The sequence below is a fragment of the Dactylosporangium sp. NPDC000244 genome (genome assembly GCF_040300725.1).
GTDB lineage: Bacteria > Actinomycetota > Actinomycetes > Mycobacteriales > Micromonosporaceae > Dactylosporangium.
This window is the reverse complement of record NZ_JBEPEH010000034.1, coordinates 33560-54474: the sequence shown is the minus strand read 5'-3', so window position 1 is coordinate 54474 and position 20915 is coordinate 33560. Positions and strand designations below refer to the sequence as shown.

General features: G+C 72.1%; 17 protein-coding genes. 4 read left to right on the top strand and 13 right to left on the bottom strand.

Annotated elements, in window-relative coordinates:
* Positions 1–41: 41 nt before the first annotated feature.
* Complete coding sequence (locus ABT369_RS40050) at positions 42–1028, bottom strand: GlxA family transcriptional regulator (protein ID WP_350620533.1); 987 nt, start codon at positions 1026–1028, stop codon at positions 42–44.
* Positions 1029–1047: 19 nt separating this feature from the next.
* Between ABT369_RS40050 and ABT369_RS40045 the strand changes: the two genes are divergently transcribed.
* Positions 1048–2373, top strand: a complete 1326-nt coding sequence (locus tag ABT369_RS40045) for an MFS transporter (RefSeq protein WP_350620661.1) — start codon at positions 1048–1050, stop codon at positions 2371–2373.
* 58 nt (positions 2374–2431) lie between these two features.
* On the opposite strand, the gene ABT369_RS40040 is transcribed toward ABT369_RS40045, so the two are convergent.
* From ABT369_RS40040 to ABT369_RS40005, 8 genes are all read right to left on the bottom strand, one after another.
* Positions 2432–4918: a DUF7933 domain-containing protein gene (locus ABT369_RS40040; protein ID WP_350620531.1), complete on the bottom strand. Its 2487-nt coding sequence runs from the start codon at positions 4916–4918 to the stop codon at positions 2432–2434.
* A gap of 80 nt (positions 4919–4998) precedes the next feature.
* Positions 4999–6558: an aldehyde dehydrogenase family protein gene (locus ABT369_RS40035; protein ID WP_350620529.1), complete on the bottom strand. Its 1560-nt coding sequence runs from the start codon at positions 6556–6558 to the stop codon at positions 4999–5001.
* A gap of 74 nt (positions 6559–6632) precedes the next feature.
* Positions 6633–7067 carry a T3SS (YopN, CesT) and YbjN peptide-binding chaperone 1 gene (locus ABT369_RS40030; RefSeq protein ID WP_350620527.1) on the bottom strand — a complete coding sequence of 145 codons (435 nt, stop codon included), beginning with the start codon at positions 7065–7067 and terminating at the stop codon, positions 6633–6635.
* Positions 7068–7114: 47 nt separating this feature from the next.
* Complete coding sequence (locus ABT369_RS40025; protein ID WP_350620525.1) at positions 7115–7663, bottom strand: hypothetical protein; 549 nt, start codon at positions 7661–7663, stop codon at positions 7115–7117.
* An 814-nt stretch (positions 7664–8477) separates the two neighbouring features.
* Positions 8478–10505 carry a glycosyl hydrolase family 28-related protein gene (locus tag ABT369_RS40020; protein ID WP_350620524.1) on the bottom strand — a complete coding sequence of 676 codons (2028 nt, stop codon included), beginning with the start codon at positions 10503–10505 and terminating at the stop codon, positions 8478–8480.
* 226 nt (positions 10506–10731) lie between these two features.
* Entirely contained in the window at positions 10732–12003 is a 1272-nt protein-coding gene (locus tag ABT369_RS40015; RefSeq protein WP_350620522.1) for an adenosylmethionine--8-amino-7-oxononanoate transaminase, read from the bottom strand.
* Between the two features lie 14 nt (positions 12004–12017).
* Positions 12018–12431, bottom strand: a complete 414-nt coding sequence (locus tag ABT369_RS40010; protein WP_350620520.1) for a VOC family protein — start codon at positions 12429–12431, stop codon at positions 12018–12020.
* Between the two features lie 359 nt (positions 12432–12790).
* Positions 12791–14029 (bottom strand): helix-turn-helix domain-containing protein, encoded by a 1239-nt coding sequence (locus tag ABT369_RS40005; RefSeq protein WP_350620518.1) that lies wholly within the window; start codon positions 14027–14029, stop codon positions 12791–12793.
* Between the two features lie 66 nt (positions 14030–14095).
* Between ABT369_RS40005 and ABT369_RS40000 the strand changes: the two genes are divergently transcribed.
* From ABT369_RS40000 to ABT369_RS39990, 3 genes are all read left to right on the top strand, one after another.
* Positions 14096–15535 carry an MFS transporter gene (locus ABT369_RS40000; protein WP_350620516.1) on the top strand — a complete coding sequence of 480 codons (1440 nt, stop codon included), beginning with the start codon at positions 14096–14098 and terminating at the stop codon, positions 15533–15535.
* 484 nt (positions 15536–16019) lie between these two features.
* Positions 16020–16664, top strand: coding sequence for a LysE family translocator (locus tag ABT369_RS39995; RefSeq protein WP_350620514.1), 645 nt, complete (start codon positions 16020–16022; stop codon positions 16662–16664).
* A gap of 10 nt (positions 16665–16674) precedes the next feature.
* Positions 16675–17889 (top strand): RNA polymerase sigma factor, encoded by a 1215-nt coding sequence (locus ABT369_RS39990; RefSeq protein ID WP_350620512.1) that lies wholly within the window; start codon positions 16675–16677, stop codon positions 17887–17889.
* Positions 17890–17993: 104 nt separating this feature from the next.
* Here ABT369_RS39990 and ABT369_RS39985 read toward each other — a convergent pair whose 3' ends face one another.
* The 4 genes from ABT369_RS39985 to ABT369_RS39970 all read right to left on the bottom strand — a co-directional run bounded on the left by ABT369_RS39985 (position 17994) and on the right by ABT369_RS39970 (position 20797).
* On the bottom strand, positions 17994–18209 hold the full coding sequence (locus ABT369_RS39985) for a hypothetical protein (RefSeq protein ID WP_350620508.1): 216 nt from the start codon (positions 18207–18209) through the stop codon (positions 17994–17996).
* 312 nt (positions 18210–18521) lie between these two features.
* Positions 18522–19064, bottom strand: a complete 543-nt coding sequence (locus tag ABT369_RS39980) for a hypothetical protein (protein WP_350620506.1) — start codon at positions 19062–19064, stop codon at positions 18522–18524.
* 180 nt (positions 19065–19244) lie between these two features.
* Positions 19245–20156 (bottom strand): DUF4142 domain-containing protein, encoded by a 912-nt coding sequence (locus ABT369_RS39975; RefSeq protein WP_350620504.1) that lies wholly within the window; start codon positions 20154–20156, stop codon positions 19245–19247.
* Positions 20156–20797: a COG4315 family predicted lipoprotein gene (locus tag ABT369_RS39970; RefSeq protein WP_350620502.1), complete on the bottom strand. Its 642-nt coding sequence runs from the start codon at positions 20795–20797 to the stop codon at positions 20156–20158. The genes ABT369_RS39975 and ABT369_RS39970 overlap by 1 nt, the downstream gene beginning before the upstream one ends.
* Positions 20798–20915: the final 118 nt, after the last annotated feature.

Here is a 20915-nt window from a genome sequence, read left to right as displayed (position 1 = left end):
GTTGCCTCCCATAGAGATCGACGGCGATCGCTCATACCTGCCTACCCGCCGCTGACCCCGGGCACAACCCGGAACGTGCGGCGGTAGGCACTGGGGGCGACCCCGATCGTGTTCTGCAGGTGCTGGCGCAGCCCCGCGGCCGTGCCCAGGCCGGAGCGGCGGGCCACCACCTCGACCGGCAGATCGGTGCTCTCCAGCAGGGCGCGGGCGTGGTCGACGCGCCGCTGCAGCAGCCAGCGCGCCGGGCTCACCCCGGTCTCCTCGCGGAAGCGGCGGGTGAACGTGCGCACGCTCATGTTGGCGTGCGCGGCCAGGTCGTGCAGGGACAACGGCGCATCCAGCCGCTCGGCCGCCCACGATCGGGTGGCGGCCAGGGTGGCGTCGGCCGGGCGGGGCAGGGGGCGCTCGATGTACTGGGCCTGCCCACCGTCCCGCCACGGTGGCACCACGCTGCGCCGGGCCGCGCGGTTGGCGACCTCGCTGCCGAAGTCGGTGCGCACGACGTGCAGGCACAGGTCGATCCCGGCACCCACCCCGGCGCTGGTCAGCACGTCGCCGTCGTCCACGAACAGCACGTCGGCGTCGAGCTTGACCTGCGGGAAGAACTCCCGGAACCTCTCGGCCCACCACCAGTGCGTGGTCGCGGGCCGCTCGTCCAGCAGCCCCGCCGCGGCGAGCACGAACGCTCCCGTGCAGATGGACATGACGCGCTTCCCGGCCTTGTGCGCCTCTTGCAGGGCGTCCTTGATCCGCGGGTCGACTGTGCCGCGCTCGACCGGATCGCCGCTGTGGATTCCGGCCACGACCACGGTGTCGGCCGCCCGCAGCAGTTCGAGGCCGTGGTCCGGCATGACCTTGAAGCCCGCGGACGCCTCGACCGGGCGCGCGTCGGGACTGCAGACGAGGACCTTGTACTTCCGATGCCCGGTCTCGTCCCGTGCGGTACCGAAGATCTGGGTCGGTGTGCCCAGGTCGAACGGCACCAGGCCGTCCATGACGACGATGGCCACGAGGTGCTGCTCGGTCATGGCTCAATTCTTGCGCATGATGGCTCTCGGGCCACTCGTCTTTCCGTCTCGAGCGGGCTGCAATGATCCCGTGAAGAGACTGCACCCGGCCTGGCTCGTCGCCGCCGTCGCGTTCGTCGCCCTCGTCGGCGCCGCGGGCTTCCGCGCGACTCCGGGCGTGCTCATCCACCCGCTGCACGACGAGTTCGGCTGGTCGCTGGGGACCATCTCCCTCGCGGTGTCGATCAACCTGCTGCTCTTCGGCCTGACCGCCCCGTTCGCCGCCGCGCTGATGGAGCGCTTCGGCATCCGGCGCGTGGTCGCGTACGCGCTGCTGCTCGTCTCGGCCGGCAGCGGCCTGACGGTGTTCATGAAGCACAGCTGGGAGCTCATCGCGCTGTGGGGCGTGCTCGTCGGCCTGGGCACCGGCTCGATGGCGCTGGCCTTCGTGGCGACCGTCACCGGTCGCTGGTTCGTCAAGCGCCGCGGCCTGGTCACCGGCGTGCTGACCGCGGGCGGCGCGGCCGGCCAGCTCGTCTTCCTGCCGCTGCTCGCGCTGCTGACCGAGGCGCACGGGTGGCGCTCGGCCGCCCTGACGGTCGCGGGCGCGGCCCTGGCCGTGGTGCCGCTGGTCATGTGGCGCCTGCGGGACCACCCCGCCGACCTGAACGTGGCCCCGTACGGCTCGGCCGACGTCGTGCCGCCGCCCGTCGCGACCGGCGGCGCGGCCCGGCGCGCCCTAGGCGCCCTGCGCACGGCCGCCGGAAAGCCCGCGTTCTGGCTGCTGGCGGGCGGCTTCGCGATCTGCGGCGCGACCACGAACGGGCTCATCGGCACGCACTTCATCCCCGCCGCGCACGACCACGGCATGGCCGAGCCGACCGCGGCCTCGCTGCTGGCCCTCGTCGGCCTGTTCGACATCGCGGGGACGATCGCCTCGGGCTGGCTGACCGACCGCATGGACAGCCGGGTGCTCCTGGGCTGGTACTACGCCCTGCGCGGCCTGTCGCTGCTCGTGCTGCCCATGCTGTTCGCGGCCACGGTGCGCCCCAGCATGCTCGTGTTCATCCTGTTCTACGGCCTGGACTGGGTGGCGACGGTACCGCCGACCGTGGCCCTCTGCCGCGAGTACTTCGGCGCGAGCGGGCCGGTGGTCTTCGGCTGGGTCTTCGCGTCCCACCAGTTCGGCGCGGCGATCGCGGCGACGGCCACGGGCCTCCTGCGCGACCGCCTGGGCAACTACGACCTCGCCTGGTACATCGCCGGCGGCCTGTCGATCGGCGCCGCGGCGCTGTCGCTGCTGCTGTTCAAGACCCGCCGGTCCGCTCCGGCCCTCACTCCCGCTCCGGCCGCCGTCCCCGCCTGACGCATATGGAAGCAGCCGGCCCCTTCCCGGGACCGGCCGCTTCGCGTTCTTGCCGCGGCTACGCGAGCCGGCGGCGACGGTTGCGGCTCGCGAACAGCAGCGCCCCACCGCCGAACATGGTCGCCAGCCCCAGCTGCAGCATCGCCGCGATCGGCGCGCCGGTCACCGCGAGCCCGCTACCGGCCGCCCGCACGTTGATCGCCATCTTCAGGCTGTGCGGCTGCCCGTTCGGCCCGATCCCCGCGGCCACGAGCTGGTGCCCGCCGACCGCGAGATCCGGCGGCACGCGCACCGGCTTGCTGAAGTTGCCCTGCCCGTCGGTGACGACGGTGCCGAGCTCGATCGGCGTGGAGTAGACGACGATGGTCGCGGTCGAGTACGCCATGAACCCGGTCCCGATCACCACGATGTCCTGCCCCGGCTCCGCGGTGGTGATGAGCCCCTTGTCGGTCGTGAGCGTGAGATCGGTGTCGGGCGGCGTGGCCGGAATCGTGGGCGCGGTCGGCGTGGCCTGGTTCGACGGCCCCGCGGCCGCCGAGTCCCCGAGCGCGTTGTTGGCCACGACGGTGACCGTGTAGTTCACGCCCGCCGTGCCGCCCATCACGCACGACGTCACCGCCGCCGAGCTGGTCGAACACGTGGCCGGCCCCGGATTCGCGTACGCCGTGTAGCCCGTCACCCCCGTCACGTCTCCCGGCGCGGTCCAGCTGACCGCGAGCGACGAGACGCCGCCGGTGGCCGTGACCGCGGTGGGAGCCGGCGTCGGCGCACCGACCGTGAACGTCTGCGGCACCTGCTCCGCCGCGTCCCACGTGGTGTTCCCGGCCTGGTCCGCCAGGATGGTGCACGACCCGGGCGTGACCAGCGTGGCCGTGCTCCCGGAGACGGTGCACACCGCCGGCGTCGAGCTCGTGAACGCGACGGCGAGCCCCGACTCGGCCGTGGCCACGAGCGGCACGGTGTGCTTCGACACCGACCAGTCGGCCGGGGCCGTGAAGCTGATCGCCTGCGGCTTGAGGTTCACCTGCAGCGAGGGCCGGCACCCTCCCTCGGCCCGCTTGCCCGCACCCGACGCACCGCCGCTCGACTTGGCCCGCGTGCGCTCGGCGCAGCCGCCCGCCATCGCGGCCTGCACCCCGACCGGGTCGGCCACGGACGTGTCATCGAAGTCGTACGTGCCGCCGATCGAGCTCGTGATCGGCACCGAGACCACGCAGTCGGGGAAGCCGGTGAGCGACGCCCCGGCAAGCGTGAAGAAGCCCGCCCCGCTCGCGGCCGTGACCGTGCCCCCGCACGTGTTCGCCGGAGTGCCGCTGCCGATCGTCACGCCGCTCGGCAGGTTGAGCCGGAACCCGAGCCCGCTGGAGACCGCCGCGGCCCGCTGATCGGTCCGGCTCATGTTCACCTTCAGCGTGCTGCTCTCCATGACCGTGATCTGCGACGGCGAGAGGCTGGCCCCGACGCGCGGCTTGGCGGTGGTCACGGTCAGCGTCTGCGCGGTCTGGTCGACCGTCAGCCCCGTGACGCTGGTGAACTGCGCCGCCGCCACCGTGTAGCTTCCGGACGAGTCCGCCAGGACGGGGAACCGGATCGTGCAGTCCGTCATCCCGTCGGCCATCTGGACGCTGGAAGCGGTGAGCACCGGATCGCCGACATCGGTGGTGAAGGCGGCGTTGGTGCAGGTCGAGACCTCGCTGCCCAGGGACCGCCAGAGCGTCCCCTCGCCCGGCAGCGTGATCGTGAACCCCAGCCCGGTGGCCGCCAGACACCCGTCGGGCCGGCTGATCGCGACGACGAGCTGCGTCTGCTCGTGATCGTCGACCGTGGCATCGGCCCAGGTCGCCCCGACCGTGATGGCGCTGGCCTCGGCACAGGCGAACACCCGCGCCCCGGTCCCCTTCACCCCGCCCGCACCCTGGCGCCCGGCGATTGTGCTGCCCGCGTTCGCGCCACTGCCGCCGGCGACGTCCGCCGCTCGACCAACAGCCGCCGCGACCCCGGCCGTCTTCCCGGCCGCGCTCTTGCCCGAGCCCTGCTGGCCGCTGCTTGTCCCGGTTCGGTCGCCTTGGCCGGCCGCGTCGCTCTTGCTGGTCTGGTGGCTCTTGCCAGTCTGGTCGGCCTTGCCGGTCTGGGCGGCCTTGCCGGTCTGGGCGGCCTTGCCGGTCTGGGCGGCCTTGCCGGTCTGGGCGGCCTTGCCGGTCTGGGCGCTCTTGCTGGTCTGGGCGCCCTTCCCAGCCTGGTCGCTCTTGCCGGTCTGGGTGCCCTTCCCAGCCTGGTCGTTCTTGTCGGCGCCGGCCTTGGCCGCCTGGTCGCTCTTACCGGCCTTGCCAAAACCGGCCGCGTGATCGCTCTTGCGGCCCTTGCCGAGGCCGGCCGCACGGTCGGTCTGATCCGCACGGTCGGCGAGCCCAGGCCGGGCGCCCGTCTCCCCAGCCGGCCCGGCCGCCGCCGCAAAGCCCGTCTGCGGCACGGCCAGCGCGCCGCACGTGGCGAGCACCGCCACCGCGGCCCAGCGCGTCGACCGTGCCCCCTTCTGCCGAAACATCATTGCTCCCCCCGTCCGGGGCGCCCGCGCGGAATCGAGCGCGAGCCACCCCGAGGGGCAATTTACGGCAAATATCCGATTTACTCCGGGCTGAGCCGATAATCCAGGTCCGGCGAAATCGTCAGCGTGTCCATCTGCGCGCGCTGGAGCCGCCCCGAGTAGTCCCAGTTCATCGACTGCCAGCGCGTGAACTGGTCGAGCACCCACACCCCCGACTGCCGGCTGCCGTTGCCCGAGCGCCCGTTGCCCCCGAAGGGCAGGTGCGCCTCCGCCCCCGACGTCGAGTTGTTGATGCTGACCATGCCCGCCCGGGTGCCCCGCCGGAACGTGAACGCCTTGCGCGGGTCGGTGGTGTAGATCGCGGCCGACAACCCGTAGCCGGGCGCGTCCGCGAGCTCGATCGCCTCCTCCAGCGCCGAATACCGCACCATGCCCACCAGCGGCCCGAACGTCTCCTGCTGGAAGACCTTGTCCTCGGGCCGAACCCCGTGCACGAGCACCGGGTGGTAGAACAGCCCGGCCGCAGGATCGCCGACGAACCCGGCCCGCGGATTGTCGGCCGTGATCCGCCCGACCCCGGACGAGCCCGAGACCCGGTGATGGTCCTCGATCCACTCGAGATAGCCCTCATACCGCTCCGCGAACCGCTCGCTCATCAGCGGCCCGTAGAGCACCGAGGGGTCTGCGGGGTCGCCGACGGTCGCGCCCCGCACCGCGTCCTCGAGCCGCCGCGTGAACTCGTCCAGCACGCTGTCGTGGACGATCAGCGTCCCCAGCGAGGTGCAGCGCTGCCCCGCGGTGCCGAAGCCGGCGAAGAGCGCTCCGTGCACCGCCAGGTCGAGGTCGGCGTCCTCGGTGATGACCATCGGGTTCTTCCCGCCGAGCTCGAGGCAGGCGCTCTGCAGGTGCCGCCCGGCCAGCTCACCGATGCGCGCCCCGACCTCGGACGAGCCCGTGAACCCGACCTTGTCGATCAGCTGCTCGCGCAGCCCGGCCTCGAGGCCGGCATAGGTCGTGGGCCCGTCCGAATACACCACCTCGAACACGCCCTCGGGCACCCCCGCCCGCCGGATCAGCTCGGCGAACGCCTCGGCGCACGCGGCCGCGTATTCGGCCGGTTTCCACACGACGGCGTTGCCGCACAGGAGGGCCGGCACGAGATACCAGCTCGGGACCGCCACCGGGAAGTTGCCCGCCGTCACGATCGCCGCCACACCCACCGGCACCCGAAACGTGAACAGCTGCTTGTCGGGCATCTCGCTCGGCACCGTCTGCCCATAGAGCCGCCGCCCCTCGCCGAGGAAGAAGTCGCAGGTGTCGACGATCTCCTGCACCTCGCCGCGGGCCTCGGTCAGGGTCTTGCCGACCTCGCGCGTGACCAGCGCGGCGAGGGCCTCGAAGTTGGCCTCGACCAGGCGGCCGAGGTTGGCCACGACCCGGCCGCGCACCGGCGCCGGCACGTCGGCCCAGGCCTTCTGCGCGCGACGGGCGGAGCGGCACGCGGCGACGAAGGTGTCGGCGTCGGCGAGCGCGACCTCGGCCACGACATCGTCCAGCCGGGAGGGGTTCAGGGAGGGGACGCGGTGCTCGGTGGCGGTGACGGGTTGGCCGCCGACGGTCGAGACGATGAGGCGCTTCATGGGTCTCATCTTGGACCTGGGGTGTGACAGTTTCGCCAGAGGTCCTCGGGAGTGATTACCCTGAGTGTGTACTGCTAACTCTGCGCATCCGGCGGGTCGAACGCCAACTGCCCGCCGAACTGGTCGCGAAGCCGCTCGTCGTAGTAGTCCGCCGCGTCGGCCACCCAGTCGCAGGCGTTGCTGAGCTCGATCGGGTCCAGCGTGGACGCCAGCATCTCGACCGCCGCGAGCACGCTCCCGTCGCGCCAGAACAGCCGGATGAAGTTGAGCCGCCCGTTGAGCTCGTTGAGCTCGGTCAGCAGCTCCGGCGAGCACTCCAGCTTCCGCAGCAGCGGCGAGAACACGCGCACGAACGGCGGCTCGCTGGCGATCAGGCGCAAGTACACGACCGCGGTCCCGGACCGGATCGCGACCGGCTTGGCGACGAGGTCCGCCGGGATGTCCTGTCCCCCGAGATACTCGGTGACGAGCCCGTGCACCCTCGCCCGCAAGGCGCCGTCAATCGACACGCGTTCACGATACAAGTGACGCGCACGCGACCCGTGCCACGGTGGCGTCAGCCGCTTTTGCCCGGGCGCCCCGGCGGCAGGAACCCGCGCCGGCGGGCCTCCTTCACCCAGCGGTGCGCGGTGCTCACGGGCACCCCGTGCCGGTCGGCCAGATCGCAGGCGGGGCGGGGCGATGCCGCGGCGTACTCGAGGTACACGTCGGCAACCTCCCGATAGAAGATGTCGGGCCGCCCGCGCAGGCGCACGGACTCGGCCGGGGCCGCGCGCACGACGGCGAGCGAGGGCTCGACCATCTCCCACCCGACGTCCTCGGCCACCGGCGCGACGGTCGGCCTGGCCCGAAGGCTCAACACAGGAGTCGTACTCCCAGCCGCCCCCTCAGCCGCCAACTGCGCGTTGGCCGCCGCCTCGATGCGCCCGACCGGGATGGCGCGCAACAGCTCCGCGCTCGGCGTCCCGTCGATGCGAAGGCCGGTCAGCACCAGCCGCCCGCCCTCGCCGACACCGACGCGCACCAGCACCGTCCCGGCCAGCGGCGGCTCGTCCTGGCGCCATTCGTACCAGCCATCGGCGACTGGAAAGAGGCGGCCCCGCACGCCGCAAGGCTAATCCACAATTCCGCAAATCAACAATTGCGCTCACCTAGACGTCTAGATACGCTTATCCGGACCCACCAGCCACAAGGCGTTCAGGACCGGGGGGCGGTCGCGTGCTTGGCACCAACTGAGTTCGCAACTGGATAGGCCGGTGGCTCGTCCGCATCGAGAACACGGGGGAACGGGGCGATGCGGACGGTGGCCGCCGAGCGGACCGCGTACAGGTGCGTTCCGCTCGGCGGTGTCGGCACAGAGCCGCGGTCGCGGGGTCTCGCCGGGCCCCGCGACCGCTTCGCCCGTCTCGGCCGGACCTGCACCGCTCCGCGACCACGGGGCACGACGTCCGCCGTCGACCGGCGCAGCGGCCGCGAGGTCTCTCCGGCCGATCGACGCCGGCGTGGGCAGGGGGCCGGCGAAGAGTGCTCTTCGCCGAGTTGAGGGAGTGGCCGGGCGGCCGCCGTCAGTGGGGTGCGGCGGCCGCCCGGCCACTTCGCGCGGCCCGGGGAGCAGTAGTGAGCACGTCCCGGCGAGCGGGGTGAGCATTGCGCTCCGCTTCGGCCGCAACCTGGAGCCCGACGACGACGCTCTGGAGCACCTGGGGCCGCGGCTGGGAGGCACTGCCACCGTTCGAGCCCGTTGAGCTCGACCAGCGCGGACTCCGGCTCTGAGCGGTGGTGAGCCCTTCGCGCCCGCCGGACGAGCCGCACCTCGAAGTCCCAGGCCACAGCGGACATCGCGGAAGCTCTGATCCGCAAAACGGCAAGTGCCCCCGCCGATCCCGGAAGATCGGCGGGGGCACTCGTTGACGCGATGGTTACCAGGGCTGCGGAGCCGGCGGAACCACGACCGGCGGGCGGTCGTCGCACGTGATGGTGTTCGGCAGCTCCCACGACGCCAGCCACGGGCCCGTGGTGCCGCCGCCGTCGTTGCCGCCCAGGTCGGTCAGGGAGAACTCCGAGCCGGCCGGGGTGAAGTGGAACGAGCCGCAGTTGTTCACGCCGACCGCGCCCACGTTGCGGGCGTCGACGTTCTCGAAGGTCGCCGAGCCGGCCACGCGGGCCGAGACGACCGAGGTGCCGGTGCCGTCCACCTTGATGTCCTTGAAGTGGACGTTCGTGATCGAGTACTGGTCCTTCACGGGGAAGTCGACGACCAGCATGATCGCGTTGTAGGTGCTGTCGAGGAAGTTGTCCCCGGTGACCTGGACGTTCGCGTCCATGTTGCGCTCGAGCGCGTACAGCCAGATCGCACCCAGGCCGATGTTCCAGTTGAGCTCGTAGGTCCCGGCCCGGACCGTGGTGTTGTCCTTGACGTTGATCGTGCCGGCGAACGGCTGGGCGCCGAAGCGGGTGCCCAGGTGCAGCGCGCTGCCCTCGCGGATCGGGTCCGCGACCAGGTTGCCGGAGACGGTGATGTCCTTGCCGCCGTAGATCGCGATGCCGTTGGCCAGCGTCGGGGTCTGGACGGTGTTGTGGTCGAACGTGTTGTTCGCGTTCGTGGTCGTCTCCGCCCACATCGCGAGCGCGTCGTCACCGGTGTTGCGGAAGAAGCTGTTCGACACCGTCGAGTTGGTGACGCCGGTGTGGAAGTTGAGACCGTCGGCGATCTGGTCGACCACCGTGGTGTTGGTGACCTTGGTGTTGTTCATCGGGCCGTCGAACCAGAGCCCGACCTTGGTGTGCTGGATGTAGAGCCCGTCGATGGTCGAGTCCGACATGGCGCCGCCGATGCCGTTGACCTGGTCGGTGTCGATGCGCTCGCGCACGTCACCGATGATCGAGAAGCCCGACAGGTGCACGTTGCGGCTGCCGCCGTCCTGCGAGTACTTGCCGTAGAAGCCGACCCCCGTGTGCGTCGACTTGTCCGGCGCGGGCACGCTGAGCGCGACCTCGTGACCCTTGATGATCGTGTACCACGAGCCGGCGCCCTCGATCGTGACGTTGTCGACGATGATGTGCCGGTTCACCTGGTACGTGCCCGGCGGCACGTACACCTTCAGGTGCGTCCACTTGGCGAACGCGATCGCCATGTCGAACGCGTCCGCGGAGTCGCGCTTGCCGGTCGGGTCCGCGCCGAAGAACAGCACGTTCGACGCGATCAGGTTGACCTTCGGGGCGGCCACGAGCTGCGAGTCGAGCAGGTCGATGGCGGTCCAGGCGGCGTTGCTGCCGGCCGGGACGGTGAGCCGGACCTTGTCGCCCGCCTTGTACGTCTTGCCGAGCAGCAGCCGCTGCTCGTCGTAGAAGTGGAACGGCCGGAACGGCTTCGTGATCTGCGGCGCCGGCGTGGTGGCGGCCGGCACGCACGCGCACTCGGTGATCCACCAGTCGTTGTGCAGCAGGTCCGCGTTGGGGTCGTTGGTGAACGGGTACTGGTTGTACAAGTAGGAGTACTGCGAGGTCAGCGTCATCGTCTGCTTGGACTTGCCGTTGACCGTCACGTCCAGCGGCGCGGTGATGCCGCCGCCGTTCGGGGCGTCCGGAATGCTGTAACGGACGTTGATCGCGTTGGCCGAGCTGGGCAGCGTGAACTCGACGTACTGCCCGGGCGTGAGCTTGACCGCCGACCGGCCCGACGCCTCCGCCGGCAGCGTGTACGCCGTGCGGTCCGGTCCGATGACCACCCCGTTGGTCTTGGCGTTCTCCGCCTCCTGCTCGGCGAAGCCGACGTTGGCGCCCCGGCCCGCGACGAGCGCGGGGTTCAGGCCCGCCCGCGTCACCGCCGGCGCGTCCGAGGCGGCGTAGGCGGTGGTGCCACCGGCGACGATGAGCCCGAGGCCGACGGCGGCCGCGGTCGCCGCCGCAGACCACCGCGGTGGTGCTCCAGTGGTGCTCCGTGACATCGATTGACTCGTTTCTCTTGGGTAGGCGGCGCACCCAGATGCATCGAGATGGCGGGACGTCGAGCGGGGTGATGGGGTGTGCACCTCGGACGCTCGAGGCGTTGTGGGGGCGGACGCCGTGAGTGAGGTGACATTAGGGCGGCCGCACCCCCTTGCACAAGGTCTTGCGACATAATTGCGTAACACTGCCGCCTTCTTGCACGGCGCGTTGTCCCAAATGGACGAACTAGGCGACTTCCGCCGCAGCGACGACGGCCGCGCAGATGCTTTCGAGGTCGGTGTCGCCGGTGACGTACGGCGGCATCGTGTAGATCAGATCGCGGAACGGCCGCAGCCAGACTCCGTGCCCGACCGCGGCCGCGGTGGCGGCGGCCATGTCCACGTCGTGGTCGAGCTGCACGACCCCGATCGCGCCCAGTACGCGCACTTCACGCACGCCGGGCCGGGCGCGGGCCGGTTCCAGCCCCGCCCGCAGTCCGGCCTCGATGCGGCGGACGTTCGCGGCCCAGTCGCCGGCGAGCAGCAGCTCGATCGAGGCGTTGGCCACGGCCGAGGCGAGCGGGTTGCCCATGAACGTCGGGCCGTGGGCGAGCACCGGGGTCTCGCCGCGGCTGATGCCCTCGGCGACGCGCGGGACGCAGAGCGTGGCCCCCATCGAGAGGTACCCGCCGGTCATCGCCTTGCCCACGCACATCACGTCGGGCGCGACGCCGGCCAGGTCGGCCGCGAACAGTGCGCCGGTGCGGCCGAAGCCGGTCGCGATCTCGTCGAACACGAGCAGGACGTCGTGCTCGTCGGCGAGCTCGCGCAGGTCCTGGAGGTAGCGCGGGCTGTGGAAGCGCATCCCGCCGGCCCCCTGCACCACGGGCTCGACGATGATGCCGGCGATCTCGTCGCGGTGCTCCCGCAGCGTCGCCGCGACGAGGCCGACGTAGTCCGGGTCGTACTCGACCGGCGGCATCGGCACGAAGACCTGCTCGGGGAGCACGCCGCGCCAGAGGCTGTGCATCCCGCCGTCGGGGTCGGTGACCGACATGGGGTGGAACGTGTCGCCGTGATAGCCGCCCCGCCACGTGAGCATCCGGCGCTTGCCACCTCGCCCGAGCGAGCGGTGGTACTGCAGGCACATCTTCACCGCGACCTCGACGGCCACCGAGCCGGAGTCGCACAGGAACACGTGCCGCAGCGGCTCCGGCGTGATGTCCACCAGCGTCTTGGCCAGCCGGATCGCGGGCTCGTGGGTCAGGCCGCCGAACATCACGTGGCTCATCCGGCCGAGCTGGTCGCGCACCGCGGCGTCCAGGGCCGGGTGGCGGTACCCGTGGATCGCCGCCCACCACGAGGACATCCCGTCGATCAGCTCCCGGCCGTCGGCGAGGGTGAGCCGCACGCCCGATGCCGACGACACCACCAGCGGCGGCTGGGTCGCCGGCATCGGCGCATACGGGTGCCAGACGTGCTCGCGATCGAGTGCGGTGAGGTCGTCCTCGGTGGGCATGCCCCCGACGATAGTCAGCCCTGCGGCTGGCCGATGTTGACCATCCACTGGATGCCGAACCGGTCGACGCAGGAGCCGTACTCGTCGCCCCATATCTGCTTCTCCAGCGGCATGGACACCTTGCCGCTGGCGGAGAGCTTCTCCCAGTAGCCGCGCAGCGCCACGGCGTCGTCGCCGCTCAGGCTGATCGAGATGTGGTCGCCGGGAGTGAGCGTCATGTTCGGCGGCGTGTCGGACCCCATGATCGTGTATCCGCTCGGGCTCTCGAGCTGCGCGTGCATGATCTGGTCGGCGATGGCCGCGTCCTCCGAGCCGAACTCGCCGAACGTGTTCATGCGCAGCTCCCCGCCGAACACGTTCTGGTAGAACTCCATCGCCTGTCGGGCGTTGCCCCGGAAGTTGATGTACGGGTTGAGCCTCGAAGCCACAGCAAACTCCCTTGGTCGTGTGACGTGCGCGATTACCCGCAGCGTAGTTCTGCCGAGCCGCTCGGTGTCCCGATGCGACGAAGGTTCACGCCCCGAACGCCGCCCCTTCGCACGGCCATCGCCCGAAGCCGCCTACCACGCGCGCCATCGCCCAAAGCCGCCTCCCACGTGCGCCTACCGCTTCACGAGCCGCCGCCGCCCTCGACCGCGCCCAAGGCGGCCTCCCACGTGCGCCTACCGCTTCACGAGCCGCCGCCGCCCGGGGCCGCGCCCGAAGCGCCCGCCACGTGCAGCTACCGCGCCACGAGCCGCCGGCGCCCGGGGCCGCGCCCGAAGCCGCCTACCGGGTGCGCGCCGCGTCACGAGTCGCCGGCGCCCTGGGCCGCGAGGGCGTCGCCGAGCGGCGTGCGCCGGTAGAGCACCGACCGCCCGGCCCGCGCCGAGCGCACCAGCCCGCTGCGCCGCAGGATCGCGAGGTGGTCCCCGACCGCGCCGACCGCGAGCCCCAGCCGCGCGGCGAGCTGTGTGGTGCTCGCAGGCTCCTCCAGCGCCAGCAGCACCCGGGCCCGCGACTGTCCGACGAGCTCCCCCAGCGCTCCGCCGCCCTCCGGCGCGCCCTCCCACAGCGCGGCGACTCCCCGCGCCGGATAGACGAGCGCCCGCCGCCACGGCGGATCTGTGTACGCCCCCACGCCCGGCCAGATCAGCACCGACGGCACCAGCAGCAGCCCGGCCCCGTCCGAGGCCACGGTGCGAACGGCCGTACCGCGCCCATCGAGCAACCGGGGCGAGGCCGACTCGGCAGGCGTGAGCGATTCCGCTGGCGAGGGCGGCTCAGCGGGCGTGAGCGGCTCCGCTGGCGAAGCCGGATCAGCGGGCGTAAGCACCTCCGCTTGCGAGGCCAGCTCCGCAGGCGTCAGCGGCTCGGCGGGCGAGGGCGGCTCGGCGGACGAGGGCGGCTCGGCGGGCGAGGGCGGCTGCGCAGGCCGGGCGCGGCGGCTGCGGTGGGAGGTCGGCGGGGAGGTCTTGCCCGTGAGCTCCACGGCCCCGTCGTGCCACCGCACCCGCCGGTGCAGCCCCGCGAACGCCGCCGCCCATCCGCCCCCGCCCAGCCGCCCAGCCCGGTGCACGACATCGCTCTCGCAGATCGCCCGCAGCTGCGGCCAGTCCGGCGCCAGCAGTGTCAGCCAGGCCGCCTCCAGCGCCGTGGCCAGGCGCGCCACCACGTCGTCCGAGCGCAGCACCGCCAGGGTCGCGTCGCCGATCCGCGGCCCCTCGCCCAGCGCCCGCGCGATCTCCCGGCGCGCCACCGGCAGCGGCGTCGCGCGCACCGCGGCGAGGTCGTCCTGCCAGGTCTGCTGCATCCCGGCGGGCGGCGGCCCCACGAAGTCGGCCCCGTATTCCGCGGTGTGCAGCGCCACCACCGCGTCGAGGTCGGTCTCGGCGCGCAGCCGCTCGAACGCGGGCCGCAGCCGCGCGAACGGGCCCAGCGGCGCCAGCCCGCTCAGCCGCCGCAGCAGCCCGCCGAGCTCGAACAACGGCGACACCGCGAACCGGGTGTGCAGCAGGTCCTCGGCGGCGACCTCGAGGCGGAGCATGCCTCGACCTTACGTCCGGGGACGAATGAGTCTGCGGAAGCGGCGCGCCCCGCGAGGCTGAATCCCATGACCACGTACACGGCCGTGCTGCGCGACGGGACGTTCCGCGTGTTGTTCGGCACCCGGACGCTGAGCATCCTCGCGGACACCCTGCGCATCGTCGCGCTCTCACTGCTCGTCTACGCCGCGACCGACTCCCCGGCGCTGGCCGCGCTCGCCTACGGCATCGGCTTCCTGCCGCAGCTGATCGGGGCGAGCGTCCTCGGCGCCCTCGCCGACCGCATCCGGCCGCGGCGGCTCATCGTGCTCGGGTACCTCGCCGAGGCCGCCGTCGCCGCCGTGCTGGCCGCCGTCGCGCTACCGGTCTGGGCCTCGCTGGCCCTGGTCGCCGCCGCGGCCCTGCTCACTCCGGTGTTCATGGGCGCCCAGAACGCGCTGATCGCCGAGGCCCTGACGGGCGACGCGTACGTGCTGGGCCGCTCTCTGTCGAATGTCGCCTCGTCGCTGGCCCAGCTCGTCGGCATGGCCGGCGCGGGCGTCGCGGTCGCGACCGTGGGCGGACGCAACGCGATGCTGCTGGCCGCCATCGGCCACGTCATCGCCGCCGTCTGGACCCGCCTGGCCCTGGCCGACCACCCCGCCCCGAACAGCGCGTCAGCGAACAACGAACCGACGAAATCCGAGCCGACGAGCGGCGGGTCGGCGAGAGCTGGAGAGGCCAGGTCCGGCAAGGCCAGGTCCGGCAAGGCCAGGTCCGGCAAGGCCAGGTCCGGCAAGGCCAGGTCCGGCAAGGCCAGGTCCGGCAAGGCCAGGTCCGGCAAGGCGAACGGTCTCGCCGCGGCCAGCTGGCGCGGCAACGCGGCCCTGCTGCGCGATCGCACGATCCGCCGCCTGCTGCTCGTGCAGTGGCTCCCGCCCGCGTTCATCACCGGTGCCGAGGCGCTCATGGTCCCGTACGCGGCCGGGCGCGGCTTCCCCGCCGGCGTCGCCGGTTGGCTGCTGGCCGCGATCCCGGTCGGCATGGTCGCCGGGAACCTCATCATCGGCCGGGTGCTCGCCCCTGCCCGGCGCGAGCGGCTCGTCCCGGCGCTCATCGCGCTCATGGGCCTGCCCTGCCTGGCCTTCGCCGTCCCGGCCGGCGCCGGCGGCCACCTGACCTGGCCGCTGCTCGCCGCGGCGCTCGTGGTCGTCGGGGTCGGCTCCGCGTTCGGGCTCGGCGTGCAGGCCGCGTTCCGTGACGCGCTGCCCGCCGACGGCCGCGGGCAGGCGTTCGGGCTGCTCAGCACCGGTCTGATGACCGCGCAGGGGCTCCTACCGGCGCTGGCCGGCCTGCTCGCCGAGGCGCTGCGCCCCGGCCTGGTCGTCGGTCTGCTGGGCGCGGCGACGCTGCTCACCGCGGCGGGCGCGGCCCCAGGGCTTGTACGTCGACAGGATCGTCGAGAACAGCAACAGCGAGCTGGACACGGCGGGCGCGATGACGAGGTTGAGGCGCTCCTGCGCCGGTAGCGCGGCGCCGAGGTCGGAGGCGTCGGCCAGGTTCGGGTACAGCGCGAACGTGACCAGCCCCAGCATCACCGTCACGATGCCGAGCTTCACCGCGACCCACCACCACTTGATCAGTCCCCAGGGGGTGCCGATCGCGTTGACCACGCCGACCAGCCAGACCAGGAAGGTCAGCGGCACGAACAGCGCGATGCCGATCAACCCCGTCGCCGGGTAGACGACCGCCCGGTCGGCGGCCCCGCTCAGCCCAGCGATGCCGAGCGTGAGCAGCACCACGTCGGTGCCGAGCCACCCGACCGCGGTGACCACGTGCAGCGTCAGGATCGCCTTGCGCCATCTCGGTGTGAATCGCACGCCTTCAGCCTGGCAAAGTCGCGGGCTCCGGTCGTGGCCCGAGGGGCGTAACCGCGCCTACTCCCGGCGTCGTACGCCAGTCTCCGCGGATTGGCTGTTCTCCGTAGCCGGGCGGCCGGGCAGGGTGGGGCTCATGATCTCTGTCGGTGCGGTGGCGGGCGTCGCGCTCGTGGCGCTCGGGATGGTGCTCACGCCGGGCCCGAACATGATGTACCTCGTCTCGCGCAGCATCACCCAGGGCCGCCGCGCCGGTCTGACCTCGCTCGGCGGCGTCGCGGTCGGCTTCCTCGCCTATCTGGCCCTCGCCGCGACCGGGCTCTCGGTGGTCTTCGCGGCCGTCCCGGCCCTCTACACGACGGTCAAGCTCGCCGGCGCCGCCTACCTGGCCTACCTCGCGTGGCAGGCGGTCCGCCCCGGCGGCACCTCGGTGTTCACCCCGGTCGAGCTGCCCCCGGACTCGAACCGGCGACTGTTCACGATGGGCCTGATGACCAACCTGCTCAACCCGAAGGCGGCGATCATGTACGCCTCGCTGATCCCCCAGTTCGTCGACGTCCACGCCGGCCATCTCGTCGCGCAGGCCTTCCTGCTCGGCGGCGTGCAGATCGCCGTCAGCATGCTGGTCAACACCGGGATCGTGTGCGCGGCCGGCGCCATCGCGGCGTTCCTCGCCCGGCGCCCGACATGGCTGCGCGTCCAGCGGTACGTCACCGGCTCGCTCCTCGGGCTCATCGCCGTGAAGCTGGCAACTGACAAGGCCCGGCCCGTGGTGGTGTAGAGATGATGCTGTGACGGTCGAGGAGGAGCTGCGCACGCTCGCCCCGCAGGTGCTCGGCATCCTGATCCGGCGATACGGCCAGTTCGACGCCTGCGAGGACGCCGTGCAGGAGGCCCTGCTCGCGGCGGCCCTGCAGTGGCCCGCCGAGGGCACCCCGGCCAACCCGCGCGGCTGGCTCATCACGGTCGCCGTGCGCCGCCTGACCGACCAGTTCCGCTCCGACGACGCCCGCCGCCGGCGCGAGCAGGCCGTCGCCGCCCTCGAGCCGGAGCCCTCCGACGCCGTCCCCGATCGCGACGACACCCTCACCCTGCTCTTCCTGTGCTGCCACCCGGCCCTGTCGCCGGCGTCGCAGCTCGCGCTGACCCTGCGCGCGGTCGGCGGCCTCACCACCGCCGAGATCGCCAGCGCCTTCTTCGTCCCCGAGGCCACGATGGCCCAGCGCATCAGCCGCGCCAAGGCCAAGATCAAGTCGGCGGGCGCCCGGTTCGCCCCGCCGCCGCCCGAGGAGCGCCCGGCCCGCCTGGAGGTCGTGCTCCAGGTCCTGTACCTCATCTTCAACGAGGGCTACACCGCCAGCTCCGGCGCCGACCTGCACCGCGGCGACCTGACCGCCGAGGCCATCCGGCTCACCCGCGAAGTCCACCGGCTGCTCCCGGCCGACGGCGAGGTCGCCGGCCTGCTGGCCCTGATGCTGCTCACCGACGCCCGCCGCCCGGCCCGCACGCTGCCCGACGGCACGCTGGTGCCCCTGGCCGAGCAGGACCGCTCGCGCTGGCTGCGCCCGATGATCGACGAGGGCACCGAGCTCATCACGCGCACGCTGCCGCAGGGGTCGGCCGGCCCCTACCAGCTGCAGGCCGCCGTCGCCGCGGTCCACGACGAGGCCGCCGACGCCGCGGCGACCGACTGGCCGCAGATCGTCGCCCTGTACCAGCTCCTGACCCGCATCGCCCCGAACCCGATGGTCACCCTGAGCCACGCCGCCGCGCTGGCCATGGCGAAGGGCCCGCAGGCCGGGCTGGAGCTGCTGGCGACCCTCGACGCGGACGAGCGGATGGCCTCCCACCACCGCCTCGCCGCCGTGCGCGCGCACCTGCTGGAGATGGCCGGCTCCCCCGCCGAGGCACGCGAGTGGTATGCCCTCGCCGCCAAGCGCACCACCAGTCTTCCCGAGCAGCGATACCTCGAGCAGAAGGCCGCCGCTCTCCCTGTGGAGTTGTGAAGCAACGCGCTCTGGGGATGAGGCTAACCGCGGGGTACGACACTTTTCCGAACAGCGAACCGCCGGGGTGCGGACGAACCACACCCCGGCGGAAGAGCGAAAACCTAGCGGCCGCGAGCCACGTTGACGATGCCCCGGATGAGCTGGACGACACCCCAGATGACCGGGCCCCACGCGACGAGATACACCGAGGAACCGGACATGTAGGTGCACACCGTGATACCGACGCCGGCCGCGATCAGGATCAGGCCGAAGATGATCTCCCGCTTCCCCTTCGAGGACACCGCGCTCTGAGCGGCCGGCGACTGCTGCACCTGCATGTAGTGCGGCTGCTGCTGCGGCTGCCCGTAAGGCGGCGGAGGCGGCTGCTGCCCATAGGGCGCCGGCGGCTGCCCATAAGCAGGCTGCCCATAAGCCTGCGGCTGCCCATAACCAGGCTGTCCAGAAACAGGCTGTCCAGGAACAGGCTGCCCAGAAACAGGCGGCTGCCCATAAGCCGGCGGCGCACTCTGCTGAAAGGGCGGAGCCGAGTAGGGCGGCTGAGGCGCCTGAGGCTGCCCGTACGGCTGAGGCTGCCCGTACTGCGGATCAGAGGGCGGCGGATATCCAGGTTGCATGAGAGATGGTTCCTGTCAGGTGATGGGCCGGCCGTGGCGGGTCAGCGCCGCCATCAGGTGGTCGAGAAACTCGTCCCGCCCGTTGACGATGTTGATCGGGATCATGATGGGCTCGCTCCCCTGAACGAGCAGGTTGTAGTGACTGAGCTTTCCGGCCGCATCGCCGCGCTTGCCGAGCACCGACTGTAGTCCGGTGGTCTCAGGCCACGAGAACGCCTGGACCTTCCCGTTGTGTCGGTAGACGAAGCCCTCGCTGTAGACAAAGTAAGCGCGATTACCCACGACCAGCGTCCGGATGGCGCTCACGATCGCGAAGACCATGCCGAAACAGAAGAACAGGCCGATGAACCGGACGACCGAGTACAGAGCGTCGAAAACGCTCAGCCGGCTGCCCAGCGCGCCGGTCCCGATCAGCAGGCCGAGACACCCGGCCGCGATCGCCAGCCACAGCAGGAACCGGTTGCGGGCCCGGGCCAGTTGCCGCTCGCTCAACAGCGGGCCGAACCCGCGAGCCTGAGCGGCCTCGCCCACTTCCACCGGCACCTCGCCGGCGGGCATGGCACTACCCCCGTAGGTCACCGCGTCCTCCCCGTGCGCGTCGGCAACCGCCCCGCTCACGCGGGCCTAGCGCACGATAACAGTCGATGCCGGGCGGCAAAAGCGGCAACCGACTCGGCGCCGCCGAGGCCTTCCTTGCACTCGACGGCGCCGAGGACTACGCGTCCACAGTGGACGGGATCAATAGGCGGTTCGATGCCGGGAACGCCGGGAACCGCGGAAGATGCGGAACGCGGCGAATGCCCCGATCGCGACGGCCAGGCCCGCGACCGCCCAGACGGCGTTCGGCTGGAAGGCCACGGCGGGCGCGCTGTTGCTCTTGTTCGCGGGCGCCGCCCCGCTGACCGGCTCGGGCAGCGACCCGAAGTCGACGTTGCCGATGCTCTCCAGCAGCGTCATGTGCTTCATCACGACGTTGACCGCGGTCTGGGCGAAGGTTCGGACGAGCTCGTTGCGCGTGTTCGAGCGGATCTGCGAGACGAGCGCGAAGACCTTGCCGTGCGCGGCGCGCAGGCGGTTGGCGAAGACGTCGTCGAACTGCGAGCCCGTCTGGGCCGCGGTCATCTCGTTGAGCCAGCCCTGCTGCTCGTCGCTCGGCTTGTCCGGCAGCGGTACCCCGAGCTGCGCGGACACCTGCCGCACCTGCTGGTCGAGGCCCTTGTGGTCGGTGGCGAGCTGCTTGCCGACCTCCTTGACCCGATCGTCGCCGGCCTTGGTCTGCGCCATGTTGCCGGCCGGACCCTCCCAGAGCCCGGCCTGGCGCACCTTGGTCAGGAACTCGCGGTCGACCGGGCCGAGCGGGCCGGAGCTGGTCATCGTGTAGCCCGCGGGCAGGGCCCCGGCCGCCTGCGTGCCGGTGGCGGCGACCTGCACCGGGTTCTGGGCGGCCTGGGAGGCGCCGGCGGGGTAGCCCGCCGCCGGCGCCGTCTGCTGCGGGTTTGCCGAGCCCGCCTGACCACCGGTCAGGGCGGCGCGCCACGAGGGCACGCCCAGGATGACGCCCACGGCCGCGGCGATCAGCACCCACCAGGGCCAGGTGCGGCGGCGCGGCCACGGCCGGGGGCCGGCGCCGTCGGGCTCGACGGAGTACATCAGTAGCCGCCGGTCCCGCCGTCACCGGTCGGCGCGGCCGAGGCACCCGGAGGCTCCACCGCGGTGGGCGCGGGCGTGGGGAGGCAGGTGAGGTTCTTCTTGCCGTCGGGCGCCACGACGAACCAGACGCCGCCGACGTTCTGTCCCTTCCAGGCGCCCGGCTTCGGGTCGCCGATGTAGCGGTAGACGGGCCAGCCGGCCAGCGTGATCTGGCGGGCTCCGTCGGCGCGGGTCACGGTGCCGACGACGGCCGGGTCGACGCCGGAGAGGTCCGGGTTGCCGTCGGTGATCGCGGGCGGCCACACCTGCGCGCACTTGTCGACGCAGTTGGACTTCGGCGGCTTGGCGGTGTCCTTGTCGAATCGGTACAGGACGAAGCCGTCCTGGTCGGTGACGACCTTGCCCATCTTGGGAATCGACGCCGCCTTGAGCGCGGTGGTCTGCGAGCCGACGGGCGCGACGACCGGCACCGCGCTCTCCCCGGCCACGTCGTTGAGCGCGGGCACCTGGGCCTGGGCCTGAGCGGCATCGGCAGTGTTGTCGACGTTGGCCCCGGGGGGCGCGCACGCGGTCAGGGCGGCCAGCGCGGCCGCCGCCGCGGCACATCCCGCCACGGTGGCGGTGAGCCTGGTTGCTGCCACTGGATCCTCCTCGGTTGGCGTTTCTCGCGTTCCGCCAAGTGGTACGGGCGGCGAGCAGGGCCGAGACTGAAAGATCCACAGTGGACAAATTCACAAAGATTGCTGGGAGCTTCCTCGA